The sequence below is a fragment of the Limnohabitans sp. genome (assembly GCF_023910625.1).
Taxonomy (GTDB): domain Bacteria; phylum Pseudomonadota; class Gammaproteobacteria; order Burkholderiales; family Burkholderiaceae_C; genus Limnohabitans_A.
Window position 1 is genome coordinate 1,194,364 of record NZ_JAAVVW010000003.1, and the last position, 18,398, is coordinate 1,212,761.

Here is an 18,398-nt window from a genome sequence, read left to right on the forward strand (position 1 = left end):
GTTTCAGGATTGAGCGAACAACTGGGCATAGACACGCCCAATGCCTTCGGCCTCGCGGGCCAAAGAGAATTGGTCAAGCACACGCTGGCGGGCCGCCTTGCCCATGCGCCGGGCTTGTTCGCGGTCAGACAAAATCCGCTCCAGCGCTTGTGCCAAGCCGCGAGCATCTCCTGTGTCGACCATTTCACCCGTCAAACCGGGAATGCTCAACTGGTCAAACGCACCCGTTCGCGAACACACCAGGGCGCACTCTGTGCCAGCAGCCTCAAACGGAGTCAAACCAAAAGGCTCATACCGTGGGCAGGCCACACACACCAGACAGCGCTGGTACCAAAGGTGGACCTGCCCGGCAGGCACCTCACCCAAAAAGAACATGCGCTCGGACAAGCCAGCCGCCTCAATCTTGGCCTTCAGCGCCTCTTGGTAGGCCTGATGCCTGGCTTGGGCCAAACCGGCAATCACAGCTGTGGCCCCGGGCAACCGGGGCAGAACTTCGATCATGGCATCCACAAACACATCGGTGCCTTTGTCGGGCCTGACCCGACCAAACACACCGATACCGTACTCGCCGGGCAAGCCGGACTCTTTCCAGGCGCTGAGTTTGTCTGCCGCTGGCGAAAAACGTGACAAATCGATGCCATGGGGCACCACGGCCGTGGTGTTGGGCACAAAAGATGCTGCCAAGGAGGTGGTCGAAATCACCGCGTCCATTTTGGAAATCAACCACCGCGGAAATGCACCATGCAAGTGCTGGGCAGCCGAGGTGAAGACCAACTTGATCGGCAGCCGCAGGACGTCGCGGGCAAAAATAGCAGCCATCATCTCGGGGTCACGTCGGACATGCCAGATGCGAAAAGCGCGACCGCTGGGCGCATGTCGCGAAAGGCGAATGGCCTGCCACAAGCCCATGCCCTCAATGCCGTTGGACATGCGGTTGCCGCAAAAACCCAAACGCCATTGCAGCGCCTGCAAGGGCACCAAGGCGTTGATGGTGGCGGACACACCGGTGTACCGCTTTTTCAGGTTAAAAACAATGACCTCTGGGTCTGAGCTCAGCGCGGCAGTGTCCTTGTTCATGGCAGGCTTTCGAGCACCCATGCTCAATGCGCCGCAGCCTGAATTTGCGCATCGGGCTTGACCGAGCGCAGCAGCGCCAGCATCTCGGCTTCTATGCGCTGCAAGGCGGCGTTGGTCTGGCCTTCAAAGCGCAACACCAGCACCGGCGTGGTGTTGGAGGCGCGGATCAGGCCAAAGCCATCGGGCCAGTCCACACGCAGGCCGTCGATGGTGCAAACCTGGGCAGGTGCCTTGAAGGCCTCGCCGGCCAGCGCCTGCAGCGCAGCTGTCACGCTGTGGGGCTCTCCTTCAGTGCAGGCCACGTTCAGCTCGGGCGTGCTGAAGCTGGCGGGCAGGGCATTCAAGACGGCGTTGGCATCGGGCGATTGGCTGACGATTTCGAGCAAGCGGCAACCGGCGTAGGTGCCGTCGTCAAAACCGTACCAGCGCTCTTTGAAGAAAATATGGCCACTCATCTCGCCGCCCAGGGGGGCCTGGCCACCTGCGACCTCGATGGCCTTCATCTTGGCTTTGATCAGCGAATGCCCTGTTTTGTACATCAAGGGCTGACCGCCCGCAGCCTCAATGGCCGGGGCCAGGCGCTGTGAGCATTTGACGTCAAACAAAATGGCGCCGCCCGGCACACGGCTGAGCACGTCTTGTGCAAACAGCTGCATCTGGCGGTCGGGGTAAATGTTGTTGCCGTCTTTCGTGACAATGCCCAATCGGTCACCGTCGCCGTCAAAGGCCAGGCCCAATTCAGCCCCACTGGTTTTCAGGGCCGCAATCAGGTCTTGCAGGTTTTCCGGCTTGCTCGGGTCGGGGTGGTGGTTGGGAAAGTGGCCGTCCACCTCGCTGAACAGCTCGATCACTTCGCAGCCCAGAGCGCGGAAGATGCCGGGGGCCGAGGCGCCCGCAATGCCGTTGCCCGAGTCGATCACGATTTTCATGGGGCGCGACAACTTCACGTCGCCCACAATGCGCTGGGTGTATTGGGCCAGCACGTCCAGCGGCCTGACGCTGCCGCCGCCTTGCAGTTGCCAAGTCTCAGTCTCCATCATCTGACGCAGCGCCTGGATTTCATCGCCATAAATGGCGCGGCCGCCCAGCACCATCTTGAAGCCGTTGTAGTCCTTGGGGTTGTGGCTGCCCGTCACCTGGATGCCGCTTTGGCAAGCGGTGTTGGCCGAAAAATACAGCATGGGCGTGGTGGCCAAGCCAATGTCGATGACCTGGATGCCAGCCGCCACCAGACCACGGATCAGCGCGGCCGACAATGCGGGGCCACTCAGGCGGCCGTCGCGCCCCACAGCCACCGCGCTCTGGCCTTGGGCCATGAGCATGCGTGCCAAAGGCCTTGCCCAGACCTTCGGCCACTTGCTCATTCAAGGTCGACGGCACCACGCCGCGGATGTCGTAGGCTTTGAAGATCGTAGAGGTGACTTGCATGGCGTCTGGGATTGGTCTGGGTAGGAGAGGCTCCAGCCTGGCCGCTGGGAAGGTGAGCGTCCTTGTATTGTAGGTGCTGAGGCCCGCCCACCAGCCGAAATCACGGGTCCGAAAACGGCACATTCCTAAGCGTTCAGGACAGCGCCATTTATGGCTAACATGCCCTTCATGAAACGCCATCAGCATGCCTCCCCCACAAGTTCGGCCCTGAATCGGCAAAAGGCTTGATCCTCGGAGCGCTGCTACCAGGCCATGTCCTGAAAGAGATGCCGCCTGGGACGGTCTTTTTTTCACCGGCGTCACGTCCACCGGTATTTATTGCCGCCCGGTCTGCCGGGTGAAACTGCCGCGTGCCACGTGAATTGCCAAGTTTTTTGAAACGGCAGCGCAAGCCGAGTCCCATGGCTTCAGACCTTGTTTGCGCTTGCCGCCCGGAGATGGCCCCCGCGCGGCGCTACTTGGTCCACCACCGATGCGCAGGCCCTTGTGGCCTGAATTCGCGGCCCAGCAACTGCACATGGCCATCGACCATGGCCGCAAACCACCCACCCTGAGCACCTTGGCCGCACAACTGGGCGTGAGCGACCGGCACCTGCGCCGCATGTTCACGCTGCATTGGCAGGTCTCGCCGCTGCAATACCTGCAAACCCAACGCCTGCTGCGGGCCAAACAGTGGCTGCACGACAGCCCGATGTCCGTGGCCCAGGTGGCCCAAGCCAGCGGATTCGGCTCGGCCCGGCGCATGTATGCGGCGTTTTCAAAGCATTACCGACTCAGCCCAGGACAACTTCGCCCGGCCCGCACGCAGCGCCAGGCCGCATCCGTTAGCGGCGCGCCATTGGCCATGGAACTGCACTACCGGCCACCGTGCCAGATCGCGCAGCTGTGGCAATTTTTCAAAACCCGTTCGCTGGAGGGCATGGAGAGCTGGCGCGGCGAAGGCACGCAAGCCCAGTTGCGTCGCACCGTGCGCTGGCCCCATGGCCCCAGCGTGATCAACGGCTGGTTGACGGTCCGCTGGGACAACCTGCACCCTTGGGTCCATCTTCGCGTCAGCCCCAACTTGCTGCCCGTGCTGCCCGCTCTGGTGGCGCAGGTGCGGGACTGGCTGGACCTGGATGCCCAGCCCGCCGCCATCGCCCAGGTGCTTGAGCCCGCATTTCCACACGCCATGGGCCAGCGTTTGCCGGGGGGCCTGGATGGATTCGAGCTGGCCGTGCGCGCCATTTTGGGTCAGCAAATCACCGTCAAGGCCGCACGCACGCTGGGGCAGCGCTTGGTCCAAGCGCTGGGCACGCCTTGCGAAACACCTTGGCCTGAACTGAACCGAACCTTTCCCAGCCCGGCGTGCCTGGCGCTGGAGGAAAACGCCGCGCTCATGGGAAGCCTGGGTGTGGTGCGCCAAAGGCAAAAAGCGATTCAGGCACTGGCACGGGCGGTTGAATCGGGCGCGCTAAAGCTGCACCCCAAAGCCCCGTTGGAGCCCACTTTGCAGGCACTGATGGCCTTGCCCGGCATCGGCCCCTGGACGGCGCATTACATCGCCATGCGTGCTTTGCGCTGGCTGGATGCCTGGCCGGTGCAGGATGTGGCCTTGCAAACCGCCTTGGGCGTGCGCCAACACCCCCGCCCCACGCAGGCATTGGAACAACTCGGGCAGCCATGGCGCCCTTTTCGCAGCTATGCCCTGATTGCCGCTTGGCAGCGCCTGTCATCCTCAACCCACACAACGCCATGAAAACCATCACCACGCAAGCACTGAACGGCCCTTTGGGGCCCATGATCCTGGCCGCATCGCCGCAAGGCCTGTGCGGCGTGTGGTTTGAAGGCCAGCGCCATGGCCCGACCGAGGCCGGAATGCAAAGCTGGACGAACGACAGCGACCACACGCTGCTCCAAAGCGCCTCCCGGCAACTGCTGGCCTACTTTGCAGGCGATTTGACATCGTTTGACGTGCCTTTGGACCTGTCGGCAGGCACGCCCTTTCAACAATCGGTCTGGCGCGCTTTGCTGTCCATCCCCTCTGGTGCACATCAAAGCTATGGCGATGTGGCCCGTCAATTGAACAACCCCCAGGCCGTTCGTGCCGTCGGCGCGGCGGTGGGACGTAACCCGGTGAGTATCATCGTGCCTTGCCACCGCGTCCTGGGTGCCGGTGGCCAACTCACGGGTTATGCAGGCGGGTTGTGGCGCAAACAGGCGCTGCTCAAACTGGAAGGCTACCCGCTCGCCCTGACATCGACTGTTCCCCTCTTTCCTGAATGACCTCTTCTCACGCCAAAGGCTGGCTGACCGATTTTTTGATCCTGGCCGCCATTTGGGGCTCATCCTTTTTATTCATGCGCATAGCCGCCGTCGAATTGGGTCCCCTGCCCACGGCCGCCATCCGGGTGGCCATTGCCGCCGCTTTTTTGCTGCCGATCATGCTGGCCAAAGGCCACTGGGCCCAATTGCGCAGGCATTGGAAGCCGGTGCTCTTTGTCGGGGCGCTCAACAGCGGCGTCCCCTTTGCCTTGTATGCCTTTGCCGTCCTGCACATCACCACCGGTTTGTCCTCCATCCTGAACGCGACGGTGCCCTTGTTTGGCGCGGTCGTCGCCTGGATGTGGCTGGGGGACAAACCGACCCTCTCACGGATCGTGGGCCTGGGCATCGGCTTTGGGGGGGTGCTGCTGCTGGCGGGTGGACAAGCCAGCTTCAAACCCAACGACTCGGGCATCGCCCCTGCATGGGCAGTCGCCGCTTGCCTGGCTGCGACCACTTGCTATGCGCTCGCAGCGAGTTTCACCAAAAAACACATTCCCAGCCTGCCGCCACTGGTCACCGCCACCGGCAGCCAGATCGGGGCGACTTTGGTTTTGGCATTGCCCGCGCTGTGGTACCGCCCCGATCACATGCCCAGCGCCTCGGTCTGGTGGTCCTTGCTGGTGGTGGGGGTGTTGTGCACCGGGGTGGCCTACATCCTGTACTTCAAGCTGATCGAGAACTCGGGGCCTGCACGGGCCCTGACCGTCACCTTTTTGGTGCCGGTGTTTGCCATCGCTTACGGCGTGCTGTTTTTGGGCGAAAGCGTCACGGCCTGGATGCTGCTGTGCGGCGCGGTAATTTTGCTGGGGACTTCTTTGTCCAGCGGCTTGATCAAGCTGCCGGGGCGTTGATGGGCCGATGAAAAGTCATGGTTTTTTCGCGCTGCACATCGCGCGCCCTGAGTTGGCCACACCCTCCATCCACATCCTGCCCGGCTGACTGGCGCAACTTGGTCAGCACGCCGCGCTGGTGCAGCGTGCGGGCGATGGCCGCAGCCTTGTCCCAGCTCGGGCGTGCATAAGGCAAGTCGGGCACCGCGTTGTAAGGGATCATGTTCATCAGCGCGTATTTGCCTTGCAGCAAGCGCACGATGCCATCAATTTCTTCATCACTGTCGTTCACACCTTCGATCAAGGTCCATTGGTACTGGATCGGGTAGCCGGTGGCGCGGGCATAGACCTCGCCCGCCTCCACCAAATCTTGCGGGTCAAAACGCGGGGCTCGAGGCAGCAACTGCGCCCGCAGCTCGGCCCGCGTGCTGTGCAGCGACAAAGCCAGTGCAGGCTTGACAAGGCCTTGCGGCAAACGCTCGAACACCCGCGCATCGCCCACGGTGGAAAACACCAAATTTTTGTGACCGATGTTGCCCACCGTGCCCAGCAGCTCAATGGCCTCCATCACCGCGTCCAGGTTGTGCGCGGGCTCGCCCATGCCCATGAACACCACTTTTTTGACCGGCCTGAGCATGCGCGCCAAAGCCACTTGGGCCACGATTTCGGCGCTGCCCACCTGCCGTATCAGGCCTTCGCGCCCGGTCATGCAAAACACGCAGCCCACCGCGCAACCCACCTGGCTAGAAACACACAGGCCGTCACGCGGCAGCAGCACGCTTTCCACCGTCTGGCCATCTTGCAGGCCCACCAGCAAGCGCGCCGAGCCGTCTTGCCCCGGGTGCTGCTCGCGCAGGGTGGCCAGGCCTGCAAGCGTGGCGCTGAGTGCTGGCAAAGCCTCGCGCACCGCCGTGGGCATGAAGCTGTGCAGCGGCCTGCGCCCACTGTCTTGGGGCTTGGCCTGAGCCCACAGGCGCAACACGCGCTGCTCATGCAGCGCATTGGCACCCAAGGCGCGCAAATGGTCGCGGATGTCTTGAACGCTGTGCATGGTCGTCATCAACCGCTTTCAGTAATGCGGCGGAATCTCGTCGCGCGGGTTGCGCGTCTCGGCGCCGCCGCCCGATTCAGGCAAGCGGTCACGCAGCAGGCGCAGCTCTTGAATGAGTGCGTCAATGTGTTGCTGTTGGCGGTACACCTGAGCGTTGAGCTGGTCCAGCAGGTCTTCGGTGAAGCCGGCCTTGATCTCCAGCTCGACCAAACGATTTTCAATGGGGGTTGGGATATCCATGCCCTATTGGACATGATTATTGGACATGATTTAAAAGGGGTTTGATCATCTTTTATAATTTATTGTCGCCGAGTTATCTGAACTACTTGCAGGGCGACTCATAAATTCTGCTAAAGCGTTCGCCAGGCTCCAAAGTTAATTAAAGGGTCGGCAACGCCGAAATCCACTTTAACCAAGGAGCTTTTTTCATGTCTCAGAACTTCCTCTTCACCTCGGAATCCGTCTCCGAAGGCCATCCCGACAAAGTCGCAGACCAGATTTCTGACGCGATTTTGGATGCCATTTTCGAGCAAGACCCCCGCAGCCGCGTGGCCGCCGAAACCCTGACCAACACCGGCTTGGTCGTATTGGCCGGCGAGATCACCACCAACGCACACGTCGACTACATCCAGGTCGCCCGCGACACCATCAAACGCATCGGCTACGACAACACCGACTACGGCATCGACTACAAGGGTTGCGCCGTGATGGTGTGTTACGACAAACAATCCAACGACATCGCCCAGGGCGTGAACCACGCGTCTGACGACCACCTCAACATCGGCGCGGGCGACCAAGGACTGATGTTCGGCTACGCCTGCAGCGAAACACCCGAGCTGATGCCCGCCCCCATTTACTACGCCCACCGTCTGGTCGAGCGCCAAGCCCAGTTGCGCAAAGACGGCCGTCTGCCTTTCTTGCGCCCCGACGCCAAGAGCCAGGTGACCATGCGCTATGTGGACGGCAAGCCCCACAGCATCGACACCGTGGTGTTGTCCACCCAGCACAGCCCTGACCAATCGGAAACATCGACCAAGATGAAGGCCAGCTTCACCGAAGCCATCATCGAAGAGATCATCAAGCCCGTGCTGCCCAAAGAGTGGCTGCAAGACACCAAGTACCTGATCAACCCCACAGGCCGTTTTGTCATCGGCGGCCCCCAGGGTGACTGCGGCCTGACAGGTCGCAAGATCATCGTCGACACTTACGGCGGTGCTTGCCCCCACGGTGGCGGCGCGTTCTCCGGCAAAGACCCCTCCAAGGTGGACCGCTCGGCCGCTTACGCTGCACGTTACGTGGCCAAAAACATCGTGGCTGCGGGCCTGGCAACGAAGTGCCAAATTCAAGTGGCTTACGCCATCGGCGTGGCACGCCCCATGAACATCACGGTGAACACCGAAGGCACAGGCGTGATCTCGGACGACAAGCTGGCCGCTTTGGTCGCCGAGCACTTTGACCTGCGCCCCAAAGGCATCATCCAGATGCTGGACCTGCTGCGCCCGATCTACAGCAAGACAGCCGCCTACGGCCACTTTGGCCGCGACGAGCCCGACTTCACTTGGGAGCGTACTGACCGCGCCGCTGCACTGAAGGCCGCCGCCGGTTTGTAATCAAGCCCCTCGCCCCGCCTGCCACGCAGCAGGCGGGGCGGCCAGACAGCCGCTCAACACCGATTGAGCGGCATTTTTTTGTTGCGTGCGTCCTGCCACCGAAGGGTGTCGCGGTTTTTCTGACAATGGTTGTTCATCCATTCAGAAACCTCTGCAACATGTACCTCAACCGCCTGGACGCCGCCCAACAACTGGCCAAGGCTCTGCAGAAATACCGGGGACAGCACCCCTTGGTGTTGGCCATTGCACGCGGTGCGGTGCCCATGGGGTTGGCCTTGGCCAAGGCGCTGGATGGCTCCTTCGATGTGGTGCTGGTGCGAAAACTGTGCGCCCCTCTGCAGCCCGAACTGGCCATCGGTTCGGTGGACGAAACCGGCTTGGCCACTTGGTTACCCAAGGCGGCCACAATGGGCCTGGAGGCAAACTTTATCCGGGCCGAAATCCAGCGTCAGATGAAAACCCTGAAAGCCCGCCAAAAGCAATACCGTCAGGTGCTGCCGCGTGCCGATGTCAAAGACCGGCTGGTGATCGTGGTGGACGATGGCCTGGCCACAGGGGCCACCATGCTGTCGGCACTGCGCGCCACACGCCAACAAGAGCCACTCCGCCTGGTCTGCGCGGTGCCGGTGGCCAGCCACGGAGCCTTACGCCAGGTGCAGGCTCTGGCGGACGACACCGTGTGCTTGTCAGTCCCCGATGACTTCATGGCAGTTGGGCAGTTTTACCGCGATTTTCAACCCGTGAGCGATGCCCAGGTGCTGGCCCTGCTGACTGCCCCGGCCAAGTCATAAACGCAAATCCTGTCGCAAACGCTGCGCCAACTCTTCAGGCTTCAAAGCCGTCCAATCCAGCGCGTGCATGGCGCACACGGTTTTCTTTACCGAGGCATCCAGGTGCCGGTTCAAATCGCCCAAAAAGGGGTTGGACACCACCAGCGCCAGCGCTTTCATGCGCTCGCCCAAAGCAGCTTGGCGCAAATGCCTGGCCAGTGTCTGGGCAAAGTCGTTGCGGTGGCGCTGCTGCAATTCGGTGTGAGGGGCCAAACCAGTGCGCCCATACTCCGAATGCCCCAGCGGTGCGCGCTCAGTGGCGCTGGCCTTCATGCGGACTGCAGGGTTGGCCCAGTTGGCCAACTCGACCAAGGGTTCGGTCATCGAGCGTCGCTCCCACAGCCGGGCGTGCCCAGCGTTGGCCACCAAAATCCAGTGTTCTTGCAACATGTCCCATCCTTATAAAAGCCCGGAAATATCCGATTTTCCGAACGCCAGGCGTGTGTAGCCATCCATCCAAGGGTCTGCACCTTTTGGCCTATGGTGCACCAGCGCACCGGCTGCACTGCGCGGGGTTGACAGACATCAAAAGGCCAGCGGTCAAGGCGTGCGCCAATCGCTGAGATGCCTGAAACACCCGTTCCTGCCGACTGCGTTTTCATGGCCCGCCAACTGAGCAAAGTGTATGGTGCGGGGCCCACGGCGGTGCATGCGCTGCGCGGGGTGGACCTGTGCATCGTGCAAGGCGAGCTGGTCGTGTTGCTGGGGGCCTCGGGCAGCGGCAAATCCACTTTGCTCAACATCTTGGGCGGACTAGACAGCGCCAGCTCGGGCACGGCGCAATGGTTCGAGCACGGCCAAGGGCACGAGCTGACCGGAGCCAGCGACGCGGAACTGACGCAGTACCGGCGCGAGCATGTGGGTTTTGTGTTTCAGTTCTACAACCTGATTCCCAGCCTGACGGCGCGTGAAAACGTGGCCCTCGTGACCGATATGGCCCGCGACCCGATGCCACCGCAAGAGGCCCTGGCACTGGTGGGGCTGGCGCATCGGCTGGACCATTTTGTGGCCCAACTGTCAGGCGGTGAACAGCAGCGTGTGGCGATTGCACGGGCCATAGCCAAAAGGCCGCAGGTGTTGCTGTGCGACGAACCCACCGGCGCCCTGGACTGCGCCACTGGCATCGTGGTGTTGCAAGCCATTGAGAAAGTCAACCGCGAGCTGGGCACCACCACCGTGGTCATCACCCACAACGCCCCGATTGCCAACATGGCCGACCGGGTGATGCGCATGGCCGATGGCCGCATCGCAGGCATCGAGCGCAACCCCCACAAAGTGGCGGCGGCCACACTGCACTGGTAGGCACCCCATGCGCGCCCTGAACACCAAACTCTGGCGCGACCTGCACAGACTGTGGGCGCAAGTACTGACCATTGCCGTGGTGGTGGCCATTGGGGTGGCCGGTTTTGTGGGGATGTTTTCGGTACACGCCTCGCTGAAGGAGGCCCGAGACAACTTTTACCGTGACAACCACATGGCCGATGTATTCATCCGCGTGCAGCGCGCCCCGCTGCAACTGCAAGGGCGCTTGCGGGCCGTGCCGGGGGTGGCCGACATCCAACTGAACGTGGTGCATGACGCCCAACTGGCCCTGCCCGACGCGCAAGCCCCCGTCACGGCGCGCTTTGTGGGCCTGGAACTGGCACGTGTGCAAGCCCAAAGCCAGGGCCTGAACGCCCTGAGCTTGCGCAGTGGCCGCTGGCCCGAACCCGGTCGCTTGCTGGAAGCCGTGGTCAACGAGCGCTTTGCGCAGGCGCGCCAAATGCGGCTCGGTGACCGGGTACAGACCCTCCTGAATGGCCAACTGCAAACCGTGCATCTGGTGGGCACAGTGATATCACCCGAGTATGTGTTTGCCTCGCGCGGGGGCGCGCCTGACGACAAGGGCTTTGGCGTATGGTGGATCGACCACCAGCGCATGGCCCAGGTGTTTGATATGCAAGGCGCGTTCAACCAGGCATTCTTCCGCTTGGACGAGCGTGCACCCAGTCCGGCGACCCTGGCGCACACCCTCGCACAGATCGACGCCTTACTCGGGCCTTACGGCACACGTGGGGCCATGCGTCAAGACCAACAAATTTCTGCCCGGATCGTCAACGACGAGTTGTCGCAAATGCAAGTCATGGGCACCGTGCTGCCCGCGATTTTTTTGGCGGTGTCGGTGTTCATCCTGAACGGCGTCATTGGACGCCAAGTGGCCACGCAGCGCCACCCGATTGCGGCACTCAAAGCGCTGGGCTATCCGGACAGCCGCATCGCCTGGCACTACATGGGGCTGGCCCTGGCCATCGCAGGCCTGGGTCTGCTGGCGGGGCTGGCGCTGAGCCAATGGATCGGACGTACCATGCTGGGCCTGTATAGCGAGAGCTTTCGCTTTGAGCGTCTGGACTACGCCACCACCCCCTGGCTGGTGTTGGCTTCGGTGGCGCTGGTGATGGCAGCCGCCGCCGCAGGCACTTGGCGGTCCATCGAGGCGGTGGTGCGCCTGCGCCCTGCCGTGGCCATGCAAGCGCCGCTGCCTGCGCACCAACAGCGCAGCCTGCTGGAACGCATGGGACTGAGCCGCCATGTGCCCACCGCGACCTTGATGGCGATGCGCCACCTGCAAAACAGCCCCTGGCGCGCCCTGTTCACGGTCACCGGCATCGCGCTGGCGGTGGCTTTGCAAATCTCGGGGGCCTTCTGGCTGGACGCGGTGGCACACATCATGGATGTGCAATACCGGCAAGTGCAGCGTGGCGATGTGGTGGTTTATTTTCAGCACGAGCTCAGGCCCTCGGTGCAGCAAGACCTGCAGCGCTTACCGGGCGTGCTGCATGCCGAAGCGCAACGCACGAGCTCGGTTCGCCTGCACCGGGCCGGCCAAAACGACGAAGGCATGATGCTCGGGCTGCCCCAAGGCGCGCGTTTGATGCGTGCCATCGACACCGAGCAAGGCCCCCTGACAATGCCGCCGCAAGGGCTGGTGCTGTCTGCCCTGTTGGCACAGCGACTCGGCGCGCAAGTGGGCGAACGGGTCGAGGTGGAATTCTTGACGGGCCGACAACAACGCGCCAGCGTCGAAGTGGTGGGCATTGTGCGCACCCTGATCGGCAAGCAAGCTTTCATGGACCTGGACGCCATGCACCGTCTGACCCGCGAAGGTGCGGGTGTGACCGAAGCGAGCTTGCAGGTGGACCCCCTGGCCATGCCCGCGTTTTGGCAAGCGGTCAAGGGAGCCCCGGTCATCGTCGCGGTGCTCGACAAGGCCTCGTCGCTGGCCGGTTTTCAGGAAACCACCTCACGCAACATGGGCGTGTTCAGCGCCATCCTGACCCTGTTTGCCGTGGCCATGGCGGTGGGCATCGTGTACAACGCGGCGCGCATCAGCCTGTCCGAGCGCGCCTGGGAACTGGCCAGCTTGCGCGTGCTGGGCATGACGCGGGCAGAAGTCTCGGTTTTGCTGCTGGGGCCGCTGGGAGCCGAACTGCTGCTGGCCTTGCCGCTGGGTGCAGCAGGCGGCTGGGCGCTGGCCTCGTGGCTGATGCAACTGATGTCCTCCGAGAACATCGATTTTCCTGTGGTCATTGCCCCGCCCACCTATGGCTGGGCCGTCCTCATCGTACTGGCCGCCGGCTTGCTCAGCGCGCTTTTGGTGCGCCGCCAGATTGACCAACTGGACTTGGTCGCCGTTTTGAAAGTCAGAGAATGAACGACAAGCACCCCACACCCCTTTCCATCCCGGACACACCTGCCGAGCGTGCATACCGCCCCCACTGGCAGTGGCTGGTCTGGGCACTCGCGGGCTTGGGCGCGGCCACTGGTCTGTGGTGGGCCTTTGCGCCGCGTCCGGTGAATGTGGATCTGGCAGCGGTCACCGTAGGTCTCTTTGAGCAAAGCATCGAAGAAGACGGCCAGCTGCGCCTGAAACAACGCTACCTTGTCACCGCACCCCTGGCTGGCCACCTGCAACGGTCAGACCTGCAAGTCGGTGACCCGGTGCAAGCGCACCAAACGGTGGCCTGGCTGGCCCCCGTGACCTCACCCATGATCGACCCCCGACAGCAAACGGTCTTGCGCCAGCGTGTGGGCCGTGACCAAGCCACACAGGAGGCCGCCAGCGCCCGAGTGCAGCAACTGCAAACCGCGCTTGACCAAGCCCGCCTGCAAACCCAAAGGACCGCGCAATTGGCGCAGCAAAATTTCATGGCCCAGGCCGCGCTGGACCAGGCACAACTGTCCGAGCGCGCCGCCGAACAAGCGCTGCAAGCCGGGCTGGCCGAGCTGCTTGCGACCCGGTTCAGTCTGGCCGAATCCCAGGCGGCGCTGCACCCGAGCGCTGCCACACCAGCCCCTCCTGCCCCAGCCACCCGTCCCGATCTGCTGGCCATTACCAGCCCTGTGAACGGCCAGGTGCTGCAGATTCACCAAAGCAGCGCCGGACCCGTGACCGCTGGGCAAGCTTTGCTGACTTTGGGCGACCTGCGCTCGCTGGAGGCGGTGATCGATGTGCTGTCTGCAGACGCCCGGCAGATCCCCGTGGGTGCCCCCGTGAGCCTCTCACTGAGCGCACAGGATGTGCCACTGCAGGGCCACGTCAGACACATCGAGCCCATCGCTTTCACCAAAATTTCGGCCCTGGGCATCGAAGAGCAACGCGTGAACGTACGGGTGGACCTGCTGCCCACCCCCGAAGCCTCTGCACCTGGCCTGGGTGACGGCTTTCGGGTCGATGCCCGCATCGTGAGTGCACGCACCGAGCAAGCCCTGCGCGTGCCTACCGCAGCCTTGGTGCGCGACGGCAGCCAGTGGCGGGTTTGGCTGTTTGACCAGGGCCGAGCCCGTGCCCGCCAAGTGGTGCTCAAAGACCGCAACGCCGAACACGCCTGGATCGAAACCGGCACCCTGCAGGCGGGCAACCAAGTGGTGCTCTACCCTGCCCCGCTGCGCGAAGGTCAACGCATCCAAAAGCGCAGCCCCTAGGCCCCCCACGTCTTCCTGACGGATCGGAGTCCGACGACACGGTCAGTGACTCACATGCACCTGGGGCACACGATCCGCGTGCCACTGACCACCCAAGGCACGTTCGACCTGCGCGGCCAGTTGCAGCAGCAAGCCATCGTTGGCTTGGCAGGCCTGGGCCTGGATACCCAAGGGCAAACCATTGTCTTGCCAGGCCATCGGCATGGAGATGCCCGGCATGCCACACAAATTGGTCAAAGGGGTATAAGCAAAGTTGCACCACAGGTGATGGAACCAATCGAGCACCGAAGAGTTGTCGCTGGTTGTCAAATATTCCACCGTGCCGATTTTGGGCGTGGGCAAGGCGGTGATGGGCGTCAGGATGATGTCCCAGTCCTCAAAGAACCGACCAAACGATCGCGAAGTATTGTTAAACACCGCCTGCATCCGGGCTCGATCGGCATAGCTGGTTTTCAGGCCCGCCTCCCAAATCTTGATGTTGATGGGCTCCACCAGATCGGGCAAGGGCCTGACCAGGCCCCTGGGGGTCAGCAAGTTGGAGATGGTTTGCGCGAAGTTGCTGATGTAGCACGTCGTCTGCGCCTCAAACGCGGCCCGAAAATCCACCTCGGGCAAGGCCCACTCCACCTCATGGCCCAGCCCCTCCAAAAAGCGCCCCACCCGCTCCAGCTCGGCCACAAAATGCGGCGCGGCCCGAAAGTCACCCCACTCGTGCGACAAGGCAATGCGCAGGCGTCCCGGATCGCGTTCGATGAGTCGGCTGTAAGGCTCGGACGGCATCCAGTAGGGCATGAACTCGCCCGGCGCACCGCCCCGACAATGGTCCACAAAAGCGGCCGTGTCCCGCACCGTGCGGCTTTGGCAGCCCTGGGTCGAAACCAGACCGGTCAAATCTGAAGCTGCAGGCGCGATCGAAAAAACACCCCGCGAAGGCTTGAGGCCAATGTTGCCGTTGGTGCCCGCCGGGATGCGGATCGAGCCGCCTCCGTCGGTGGCGTGCGACAGCGGCAGCACGCCGGCAGCCAGCGCCACCGCCGTGCCCGCCGAAGACCCATAGCTGGTGTACGCCGGGTTCCAGGGGTTGCGCGTGACATAAACCGCAGGGTTTTCGGCCGAGCTGCAGACGCCAAACTCGGGTGTGGTGGTGCGGCCCATGAGGTTCAGGCCCGCCTGGCGCATCTTGCTGGTGAGGAAGGTGTCAGCGCTGGCCCGGTTGCCGCGCATCATCAAGGACCCCATCTCTTGCAAGCGCCCCTTCATCGTGGGCCCCAGGTCCTTCATGAAAAACGGCACGCCTGCAAAAGGACCGTCCAGGTTCAAGCCGTCCTTGAGCGGGTCGGCCACCACATCGTCAAACACCTCGACCACCGCGTGCACCGCCGGGTTGATTTTGGCCACCCCGGCTGCGGCCTGTGCGGCCAGTTCAGCCGACGTCACATCGCCACGGCGCACCCGCTCGGCCAAAGCCACCGCATCGTGCTGCACCCACTCTTGCCAAGTCATTGCCAAAGTCATCGCCGTTCTCCAAGTCGGATGGGCCCATTCAGCCAAAAAAAAGCCAACCGGTTGAGGTTGGCTTTTTAAGGTTTGGTGGAGCTGGGGGGATTTGAACCCCCGTCCATAAGTCTTTTTCGTACAGTTCTACATGTGTAGTCGTCTGATTTGAGTCTCGCCAAATGAACCGCGCAGCGACACGCTGAACACCCAGCCAGCACCCTTTTTTCTCACACCACCCCAAGGTACCCGAGGTGATGCCAGCCCATATGTTTTACCTTGCAGCTAGGACTTTGAGGGGTTTAACCCCCTCATCACCCTAACCCAGCCTATCGGCCAACTGTTGCAAGGCTCACCGGATTAAGCGGCGAGTGCGAAACGTTCGTCGTTTGCAGTTAGTTTTTTTTCCGAAGATTAACGAGGATCAGAACCTCGACATGCCCTGCCACGCGTCCGAACCCATGTCGAAACCAGTGCAGCCCCTGAGGGACCTATTTTAGGCGCTCTTGAGGAATTGCAAGAGGTCCATCGGTGAATCGATGTGCAAATGGGCATTCCAGCGCGAAATATCGCTCTGTTGGCCCAAATAACCGTAGGTGGCAGCCACCGTGCCCATGCCTGCGGCCAGGCCTGCAACGATGTCGCGCTCGTCGTCGCCCACGTACACACAACGCGCCGGGTCGATGGCCAAACGCCGTGCGGCCTCAAACAAAGGCTCAGGGTGCGGTTTGGCGTGGGGGGTGGTGTTGCCGCTGACGATGGCGCCGGCTGAGGCAAACAAAGGCATGGCCGCGGTCAGCGGGTCGGTGAATCGGCTGGATTTGTTGGTGACCACGCCCCAAGGCAGCCCCAAGGCCACCAGGCGCTCGATCATGTCCACCACGCCGTCGAAGATGCGGGTGCGTTCGGTCATGCAGTTTTCGTAGGTGACGAAAAACTCTTCTTTCATCGCCTCGAAGTCGGGGTGCTCGGGTGTCATGCCAAAGGCAAGGCCCAGCATGCCACGGGCTCCAGCACCGGCCATGGGCCGGTAGTGCTCAAGCGGAAGAGACGACAAACCGCGTGCCACACGCATTTGGTCCACTGCGGCGCCCAGATCAGGCGCGCTGTCGATGAGGGTGCCGTCCAGGTCAAACAAGACGGCTTGTGCGCTTTGGAACATGGTCAGGCTTTCCGGCAGGCCAGCAAATAGTTCACGCTGGTGTCTTGGCTCAGCCAATAGCGCTTGGTGAAGGGGTTGTATTCCATGCCCTTGAAGCCTTGGGCGTCCAGCCCGGCTTCGCGTGCCCAGGCAGTTAATTCGCTGGGCTTGATCAGGCGGGCAAATTCGTGTGTGCCTTTGGGCAACAAATTGAGGATGTATTCGGCCCCGACGATGGCAAACAAAAAGGACTTGGGGTTGCGGTTGAGCGTCGAAAAGAACACCCAGCCGCCAGGCTTGACCATTTGGGCGCAGGCTTTGACGACTGCCGAGGGGTCAGGAACGTGTTCGAGCATTTCCATGCAGGTGACCACGTCAAACTGCGCGGGCTGCTCGGCGGCCAGAGCTTCAGCGCTGGATTCGCGGTATTGCACACCCTGGGTGCCCGCTTCGAGTGCGTGCAGCTGGGCCACTTTGAGAGATTTGGTGGCCAGGTCAATGCCGAGCACCTGGGCGCCTTTGCGGGCCATGGCATCGGCCAAAATGCCGCCACCGCAGCCGACGTCCACCACATTCAAACCGTTCAAGGGTACCAAGCCGTTGATCCACTCGAGGCGCAGCGGGTTGATCTGGTGCAGGGGGCGGAATTCGCTTTCGGGGTCCCACCAACGGTGTGCCAGGTCAGAAAACTTGGCCAGTTCGGCCGGATCGACGTTGGAATTGCTTGTATTCATGGGGTCAGATTGTCGGTGAACAGGCACCGGGCAAGAACGACAGACGAAAAAAAGCCCCATTGCTGGGGCTTTTTTCGGGTCCGGTGAGGGATCAGCGGTTAGGGCGTGTGCCGACCACTTCGATTTCAACGCGGCGGTTCTTGGAACGGCCAGCAGCAGTCTTGTTGTCAGCAACGGCTTGCTTCTCGCCCTTGCCTTCGGTGTAGACGCGGTTCTTTTCGATGCCCTTGGTCACCAAGTAAGCCTTGACAGCGTCAGCACGCTTGACCGACAGCTTCTGGTTGTAAGCATCAGAGCCCACGGAGTCGGTGTGACCCACGGCGATGATGACTTCCAGGTTGATGCCCTTGACTTTAGCGATCAGGTCATCCAACTTGGCTTTGCCTTCGGCTTTGAGCACTGACTTGTCGAAGTCAAAGAAAGCATCGGCTGCGTAAGTGACTTTGGTGGCAGCTGCTGGCGGCAATGCTGGTGCAGCCGGGGCAGCAGGTGCAGCTGGACGAGGCGCAGCCGCTGGTGCTGGTGCTGGTGCTGGTGCTGGTGCTGGTGCAGCGGCCTTGGGGGCAACGATGGCACCGTCACAACCGGCACCAGCAGTAGCAGGTGTCCAGTTGGCATTGCGCCAGCACAGTTCGTTGGTGCCGTTTTTCCAAACCAGGTCACCAGTCCCATTGCGCCAGTTGTCAACAGTTTGTGCGCCAGCGGCGGTTGCGAGAGCTGCGGAGGCCAACAACATCGCCACTTTGTTCAGTTTCTTCATGGTCTTCCTCTTGAGGGATAAAGCCGCAGACTCGCTGCGTAAAAATGACGCATCAGATGACCGTCATCTGCTGCGTTGAGATTTATTGTGCCATAGACCGTGCACCCGTCTGTCAATTGCAGGACGGACTGCAAGGCTGTCTTTCAAATGCCTCACAAATGTTGCATGGACGCC

Annotated in this window: 17 protein-coding genes, 1 other RNA gene and 1 pseudogene; 9 read left to right on the forward strand and 10 right to left on the reverse strand. The window is 62.1% G+C overall.

What is annotated here, in order from left to right; genetic code table 11:
* Positions 1–3 precede the first annotated feature (3 nt).
* Together HEQ17_RS08900 and HEQ17_RS08905 are read right to left on the reverse strand one after the other, a co-directional pair.
* Complete coding sequence (locus HEQ17_RS08900) at positions 4–1,077, reverse strand: glycosyltransferase family 4 protein (protein ID WP_296292416.1); 1,074 nt, start codon at positions 1,075–1,077, stop codon at positions 4–6.
* Positions 1,078–1,100: 23 nt separating this feature from the next.
* A pseudogene (locus tag HEQ17_RS08905) lies at positions 1,101–2,505 on the reverse strand (phosphomannomutase/phosphoglucomutase).
* Between the two features lie 211 nt (positions 2,506–2,716).
* On the opposite strand from HEQ17_RS08905, the gene HEQ17_RS16025 reads away from it, so the two are divergent.
* The 4 genes from HEQ17_RS16025 to HEQ17_RS08925 all read left to right on the forward strand — a co-directional run bounded on the left by HEQ17_RS16025 (position 2,717) and on the right by HEQ17_RS08925 (position 5,663).
* Positions 2,717–2,866, forward strand: coding sequence for an Ada metal-binding domain-containing protein (locus HEQ17_RS16025; protein ID WP_366938061.1), 150 nt, complete (start codon positions 2,717–2,719; stop codon positions 2,864–2,866).
* Between the two features lie 111 nt (positions 2,867–2,977).
* Positions 2,978–4,243 (forward strand): AlkA N-terminal domain-containing protein, encoded by a 1,266-nt coding sequence (locus HEQ17_RS16030; RefSeq protein ID WP_366938036.1) that lies wholly within the window; start codon positions 2,978–2,980, stop codon positions 4,241–4,243.
* Positions 4,240–4,770 (forward strand): methylated-DNA--[protein]-cysteine S-methyltransferase, encoded by a 531-nt coding sequence (locus HEQ17_RS08920; protein ID WP_296292417.1) that lies wholly within the window; start codon positions 4,240–4,242, stop codon positions 4,768–4,770. The genes HEQ17_RS16030 and HEQ17_RS08920 overlap by 4 nt, the downstream gene beginning before the upstream one ends.
* Positions 4,767–5,663, forward strand: coding sequence for an EamA family transporter (locus HEQ17_RS08925; RefSeq protein ID WP_296292418.1), 897 nt, complete (start codon positions 4,767–4,769; stop codon positions 5,661–5,663). Before HEQ17_RS08920 ends, HEQ17_RS08925 begins: the two co-directional genes overlap by 4 nt.
* Here HEQ17_RS08925 and HEQ17_RS08930 read toward each other — a convergent pair.
* Both HEQ17_RS08930 and HEQ17_RS08935 read right to left on the reverse strand, forming a co-directional pair.
* Positions 5,644–6,693, reverse strand: a complete 1,050-nt coding sequence (locus HEQ17_RS08930; RefSeq protein WP_296293709.1) for an RNA methyltransferase — start codon at positions 6,691–6,693, stop codon at positions 5,644–5,646. The two genes, HEQ17_RS08925 and HEQ17_RS08930, sit on opposite strands and share 20 nt — an antisense overlap.
* An 18-nt stretch (positions 6,694–6,711) precedes the next feature.
* Entirely contained in the window at positions 6,712–6,933 is a 222-nt protein-coding gene (locus HEQ17_RS08935) for a SlyX family protein (RefSeq protein ID WP_296292419.1), read from the reverse strand.
* 188 nt (positions 6,934–7,121) lie between these two features.
* Here HEQ17_RS08935 and metK point away from each other — a divergent pair, with 188 nt between their 5' ends.
* Positions 7,122–8,303 (forward strand): methionine adenosyltransferase, encoded by a 1,182-nt coding sequence (gene metK / locus HEQ17_RS08940; protein ID WP_296292420.1) that lies wholly within the window; start codon positions 7,122–7,124, stop codon positions 8,301–8,303.
* Positions 8,304–8,461: 158 nt separating this feature from the next.
* Positions 8,462–9,094 carry a phosphoribosyltransferase gene (locus HEQ17_RS08945; RefSeq protein ID WP_296292421.1) on the forward strand — a complete coding sequence of 211 codons (633 nt, stop codon included), beginning with the start codon at positions 8,462–8,464 and terminating at the stop codon, positions 9,092–9,094.
* Here HEQ17_RS08945 and HEQ17_RS08950 read toward each other — a convergent pair.
* Positions 9,089–9,523: a host attachment protein gene (locus HEQ17_RS08950; RefSeq protein ID WP_296292422.1), complete on the reverse strand. Its 435-nt coding sequence runs from the start codon at positions 9,521–9,523 to the stop codon at positions 9,089–9,091. The two genes, HEQ17_RS08945 and HEQ17_RS08950, sit on opposite strands and share 6 nt — an antisense overlap.
* 174 nt (positions 9,524–9,697) lie before the next feature.
* Between HEQ17_RS08950 and HEQ17_RS08955 the strand changes: the two genes are divergently transcribed.
* From HEQ17_RS08955 to HEQ17_RS08965, 3 genes are read left to right on the forward strand one after another with little or no spacing between them, the layout of a single operon-like run.
* Positions 9,698–10,435 carry an ABC transporter ATP-binding protein gene (locus HEQ17_RS08955; RefSeq protein WP_296292423.1) on the forward strand — a complete coding sequence of 246 codons (738 nt, stop codon included), beginning with the start codon at positions 9,698–9,700 and terminating at the stop codon, positions 10,433–10,435.
* Between the two features lie 7 nt (positions 10,436–10,442).
* Positions 10,443–12,824 (forward strand): FtsX-like permease family protein, encoded by a 2,382-nt coding sequence (locus HEQ17_RS08960; RefSeq protein WP_296292424.1) that lies wholly within the window; start codon positions 10,443–10,445, stop codon positions 12,822–12,824.
* The gene (locus tag HEQ17_RS08965; protein WP_296292425.1) at positions 12,821–14,095 is read left to right on the forward strand and encodes an HlyD family efflux transporter periplasmic adaptor subunit; all 1,275 of its coding nucleotides are present in this window, start codon (positions 12,821–12,823) and stop codon (positions 14,093–14,095) included. Before HEQ17_RS08960 ends, HEQ17_RS08965 begins: the two co-directional genes overlap by 4 nt.
* Before the next feature lie 42 nt (positions 14,096–14,137).
* Here HEQ17_RS08965 and HEQ17_RS08970 read toward each other — a convergent pair whose 3' ends face one another.
* The 5 genes from HEQ17_RS08970 to ompA all read right to left on the reverse strand — a co-directional run bounded on the left by HEQ17_RS08970 (position 14,138) and on the right by ompA (position 18,224).
* On the reverse strand, positions 14,138–15,610 hold the full coding sequence (locus HEQ17_RS08970) for an amidase (RefSeq protein WP_296292426.1): 1,473 nt from the start codon (positions 15,608–15,610) through the stop codon (positions 14,138–14,140).
* Positions 15,611–15,683: 73 nt separating this feature from the next.
* Positions 15,684–16,072: a transfer-messenger RNA gene (gene ssrA / locus HEQ17_RS08975) on the reverse strand.
* Positions 16,073–16,085: 13 nt separating this feature from the next.
* Positions 16,086–16,751, reverse strand: coding sequence for an HAD-IA family hydrolase (locus HEQ17_RS08980; protein ID WP_296292427.1), 666 nt, complete (start codon positions 16,749–16,751; stop codon positions 16,086–16,088).
* Between the two features lie 2 nt (positions 16,752–16,753).
* Positions 16,754–17,464, reverse strand: a complete 711-nt coding sequence (gene ubiG / locus HEQ17_RS08985; RefSeq protein ID WP_296292428.1) for a bifunctional 2-polyprenyl-6-hydroxyphenol methylase/3-demethylubiquinol 3-O-methyltransferase UbiG — start codon at positions 17,462–17,464, stop codon at positions 16,754–16,756.
* A 91-nt stretch (positions 17,465–17,555) separates the two neighbouring features.
* Positions 17,556–18,224, reverse strand: a complete 669-nt coding sequence (gene ompA, locus HEQ17_RS08990; RefSeq protein ID WP_296292429.1) for an outer membrane protein OmpA — start codon at positions 18,222–18,224, stop codon at positions 17,556–17,558.
* Positions 18,225–18,398 lie beyond the last annotated feature (174 nt).

Excerpts from the sequence above, each read along its gene's own strand:
- HEQ17_RS08900 (WP_296292416.1), bottom strand. The coding sequence starts at position 1,077 with ATGAACAAGGACACTGCCGCGCTGAGCTCAGACCCAGAGGTCATTGTT.
- HEQ17_RS16030 (WP_366938036.1), top strand. The coding sequence starts at position 2,978 with ATGCGCAGGCCCTTGTGGCCTGAATTCGCGGCCCAGCAACTGCACATG.
- HEQ17_RS08920 (WP_296292417.1), top strand. The coding sequence starts at position 4,240 with ATGAAAACCATCACCACGCAAGCACTGAACGGCCCTTTGGGGCCCATG.
- HEQ17_RS08925 (WP_296292418.1), top strand. The coding sequence starts at position 4,767 with ATGACCTCTTCTCACGCCAAAGGCTGGCTGACCGATTTTTTGATCCTG.
- HEQ17_RS08930 (WP_296293709.1), bottom strand. The coding sequence starts at position 6,693 with ATGCACAGCGTTCAAGACATCCGCGACCATTTGCGCGCCTTGGGTGCC.
- HEQ17_RS08935 (WP_296292419.1), bottom strand. The coding sequence starts at position 6,933 with ATGGATATCCCAACCCCCATTGAAAATCGTTTGGTCGAGCTGGAGATC.
- metK (WP_296292420.1), top strand. The coding sequence starts at position 7,122 with ATGTCTCAGAACTTCCTCTTCACCTCGGAATCCGTCTCCGAAGGCCAT.
- HEQ17_RS08945 (WP_296292421.1), top strand. The coding sequence starts at position 8,462 with ATGTACCTCAACCGCCTGGACGCCGCCCAACAACTGGCCAAGGCTCTG.
- HEQ17_RS08950 (WP_296292422.1), bottom strand. The coding sequence starts at position 9,523 with ATGTTGCAAGAACACTGGATTTTGGTGGCCAACGCTGGGCACGCCCGG.
- HEQ17_RS08955 (WP_296292423.1), top strand. The coding sequence starts at position 9,698 with ATGCCTGAAACACCCGTTCCTGCCGACTGCGTTTTCATGGCCCGCCAA.
- HEQ17_RS08960 (WP_296292424.1), top strand. The coding sequence starts at position 10,443 with ATGCGCGCCCTGAACACCAAACTCTGGCGCGACCTGCACAGACTGTGG.
- HEQ17_RS08965 (WP_296292425.1), top strand. The coding sequence starts at position 12,821 with ATGAACGACAAGCACCCCACACCCCTTTCCATCCCGGACACACCTGCC.
- HEQ17_RS08970 (WP_296292426.1), bottom strand. The coding sequence starts at position 15,610 with ATGACTTTGGCAATGACTTGGCAAGAGTGGGTGCAGCACGATGCGGTG.
- HEQ17_RS08980 (WP_296292427.1), bottom strand. The coding sequence starts at position 16,751 with ATGTTCCAAAGCGCACAAGCCGTCTTGTTTGACCTGGACGGCACCCTC.
- ubiG (WP_296292428.1), bottom strand. The coding sequence starts at position 17,464 with ATGAATACAAGCAATTCCAACGTCGATCCGGCCGAACTGGCCAAGTTT.
- ompA (WP_296292429.1), bottom strand. The coding sequence starts at position 18,224 with ATGAAGAAACTGAACAAAGTGGCGATGTTGTTGGCCTCCGCAGCTCTC.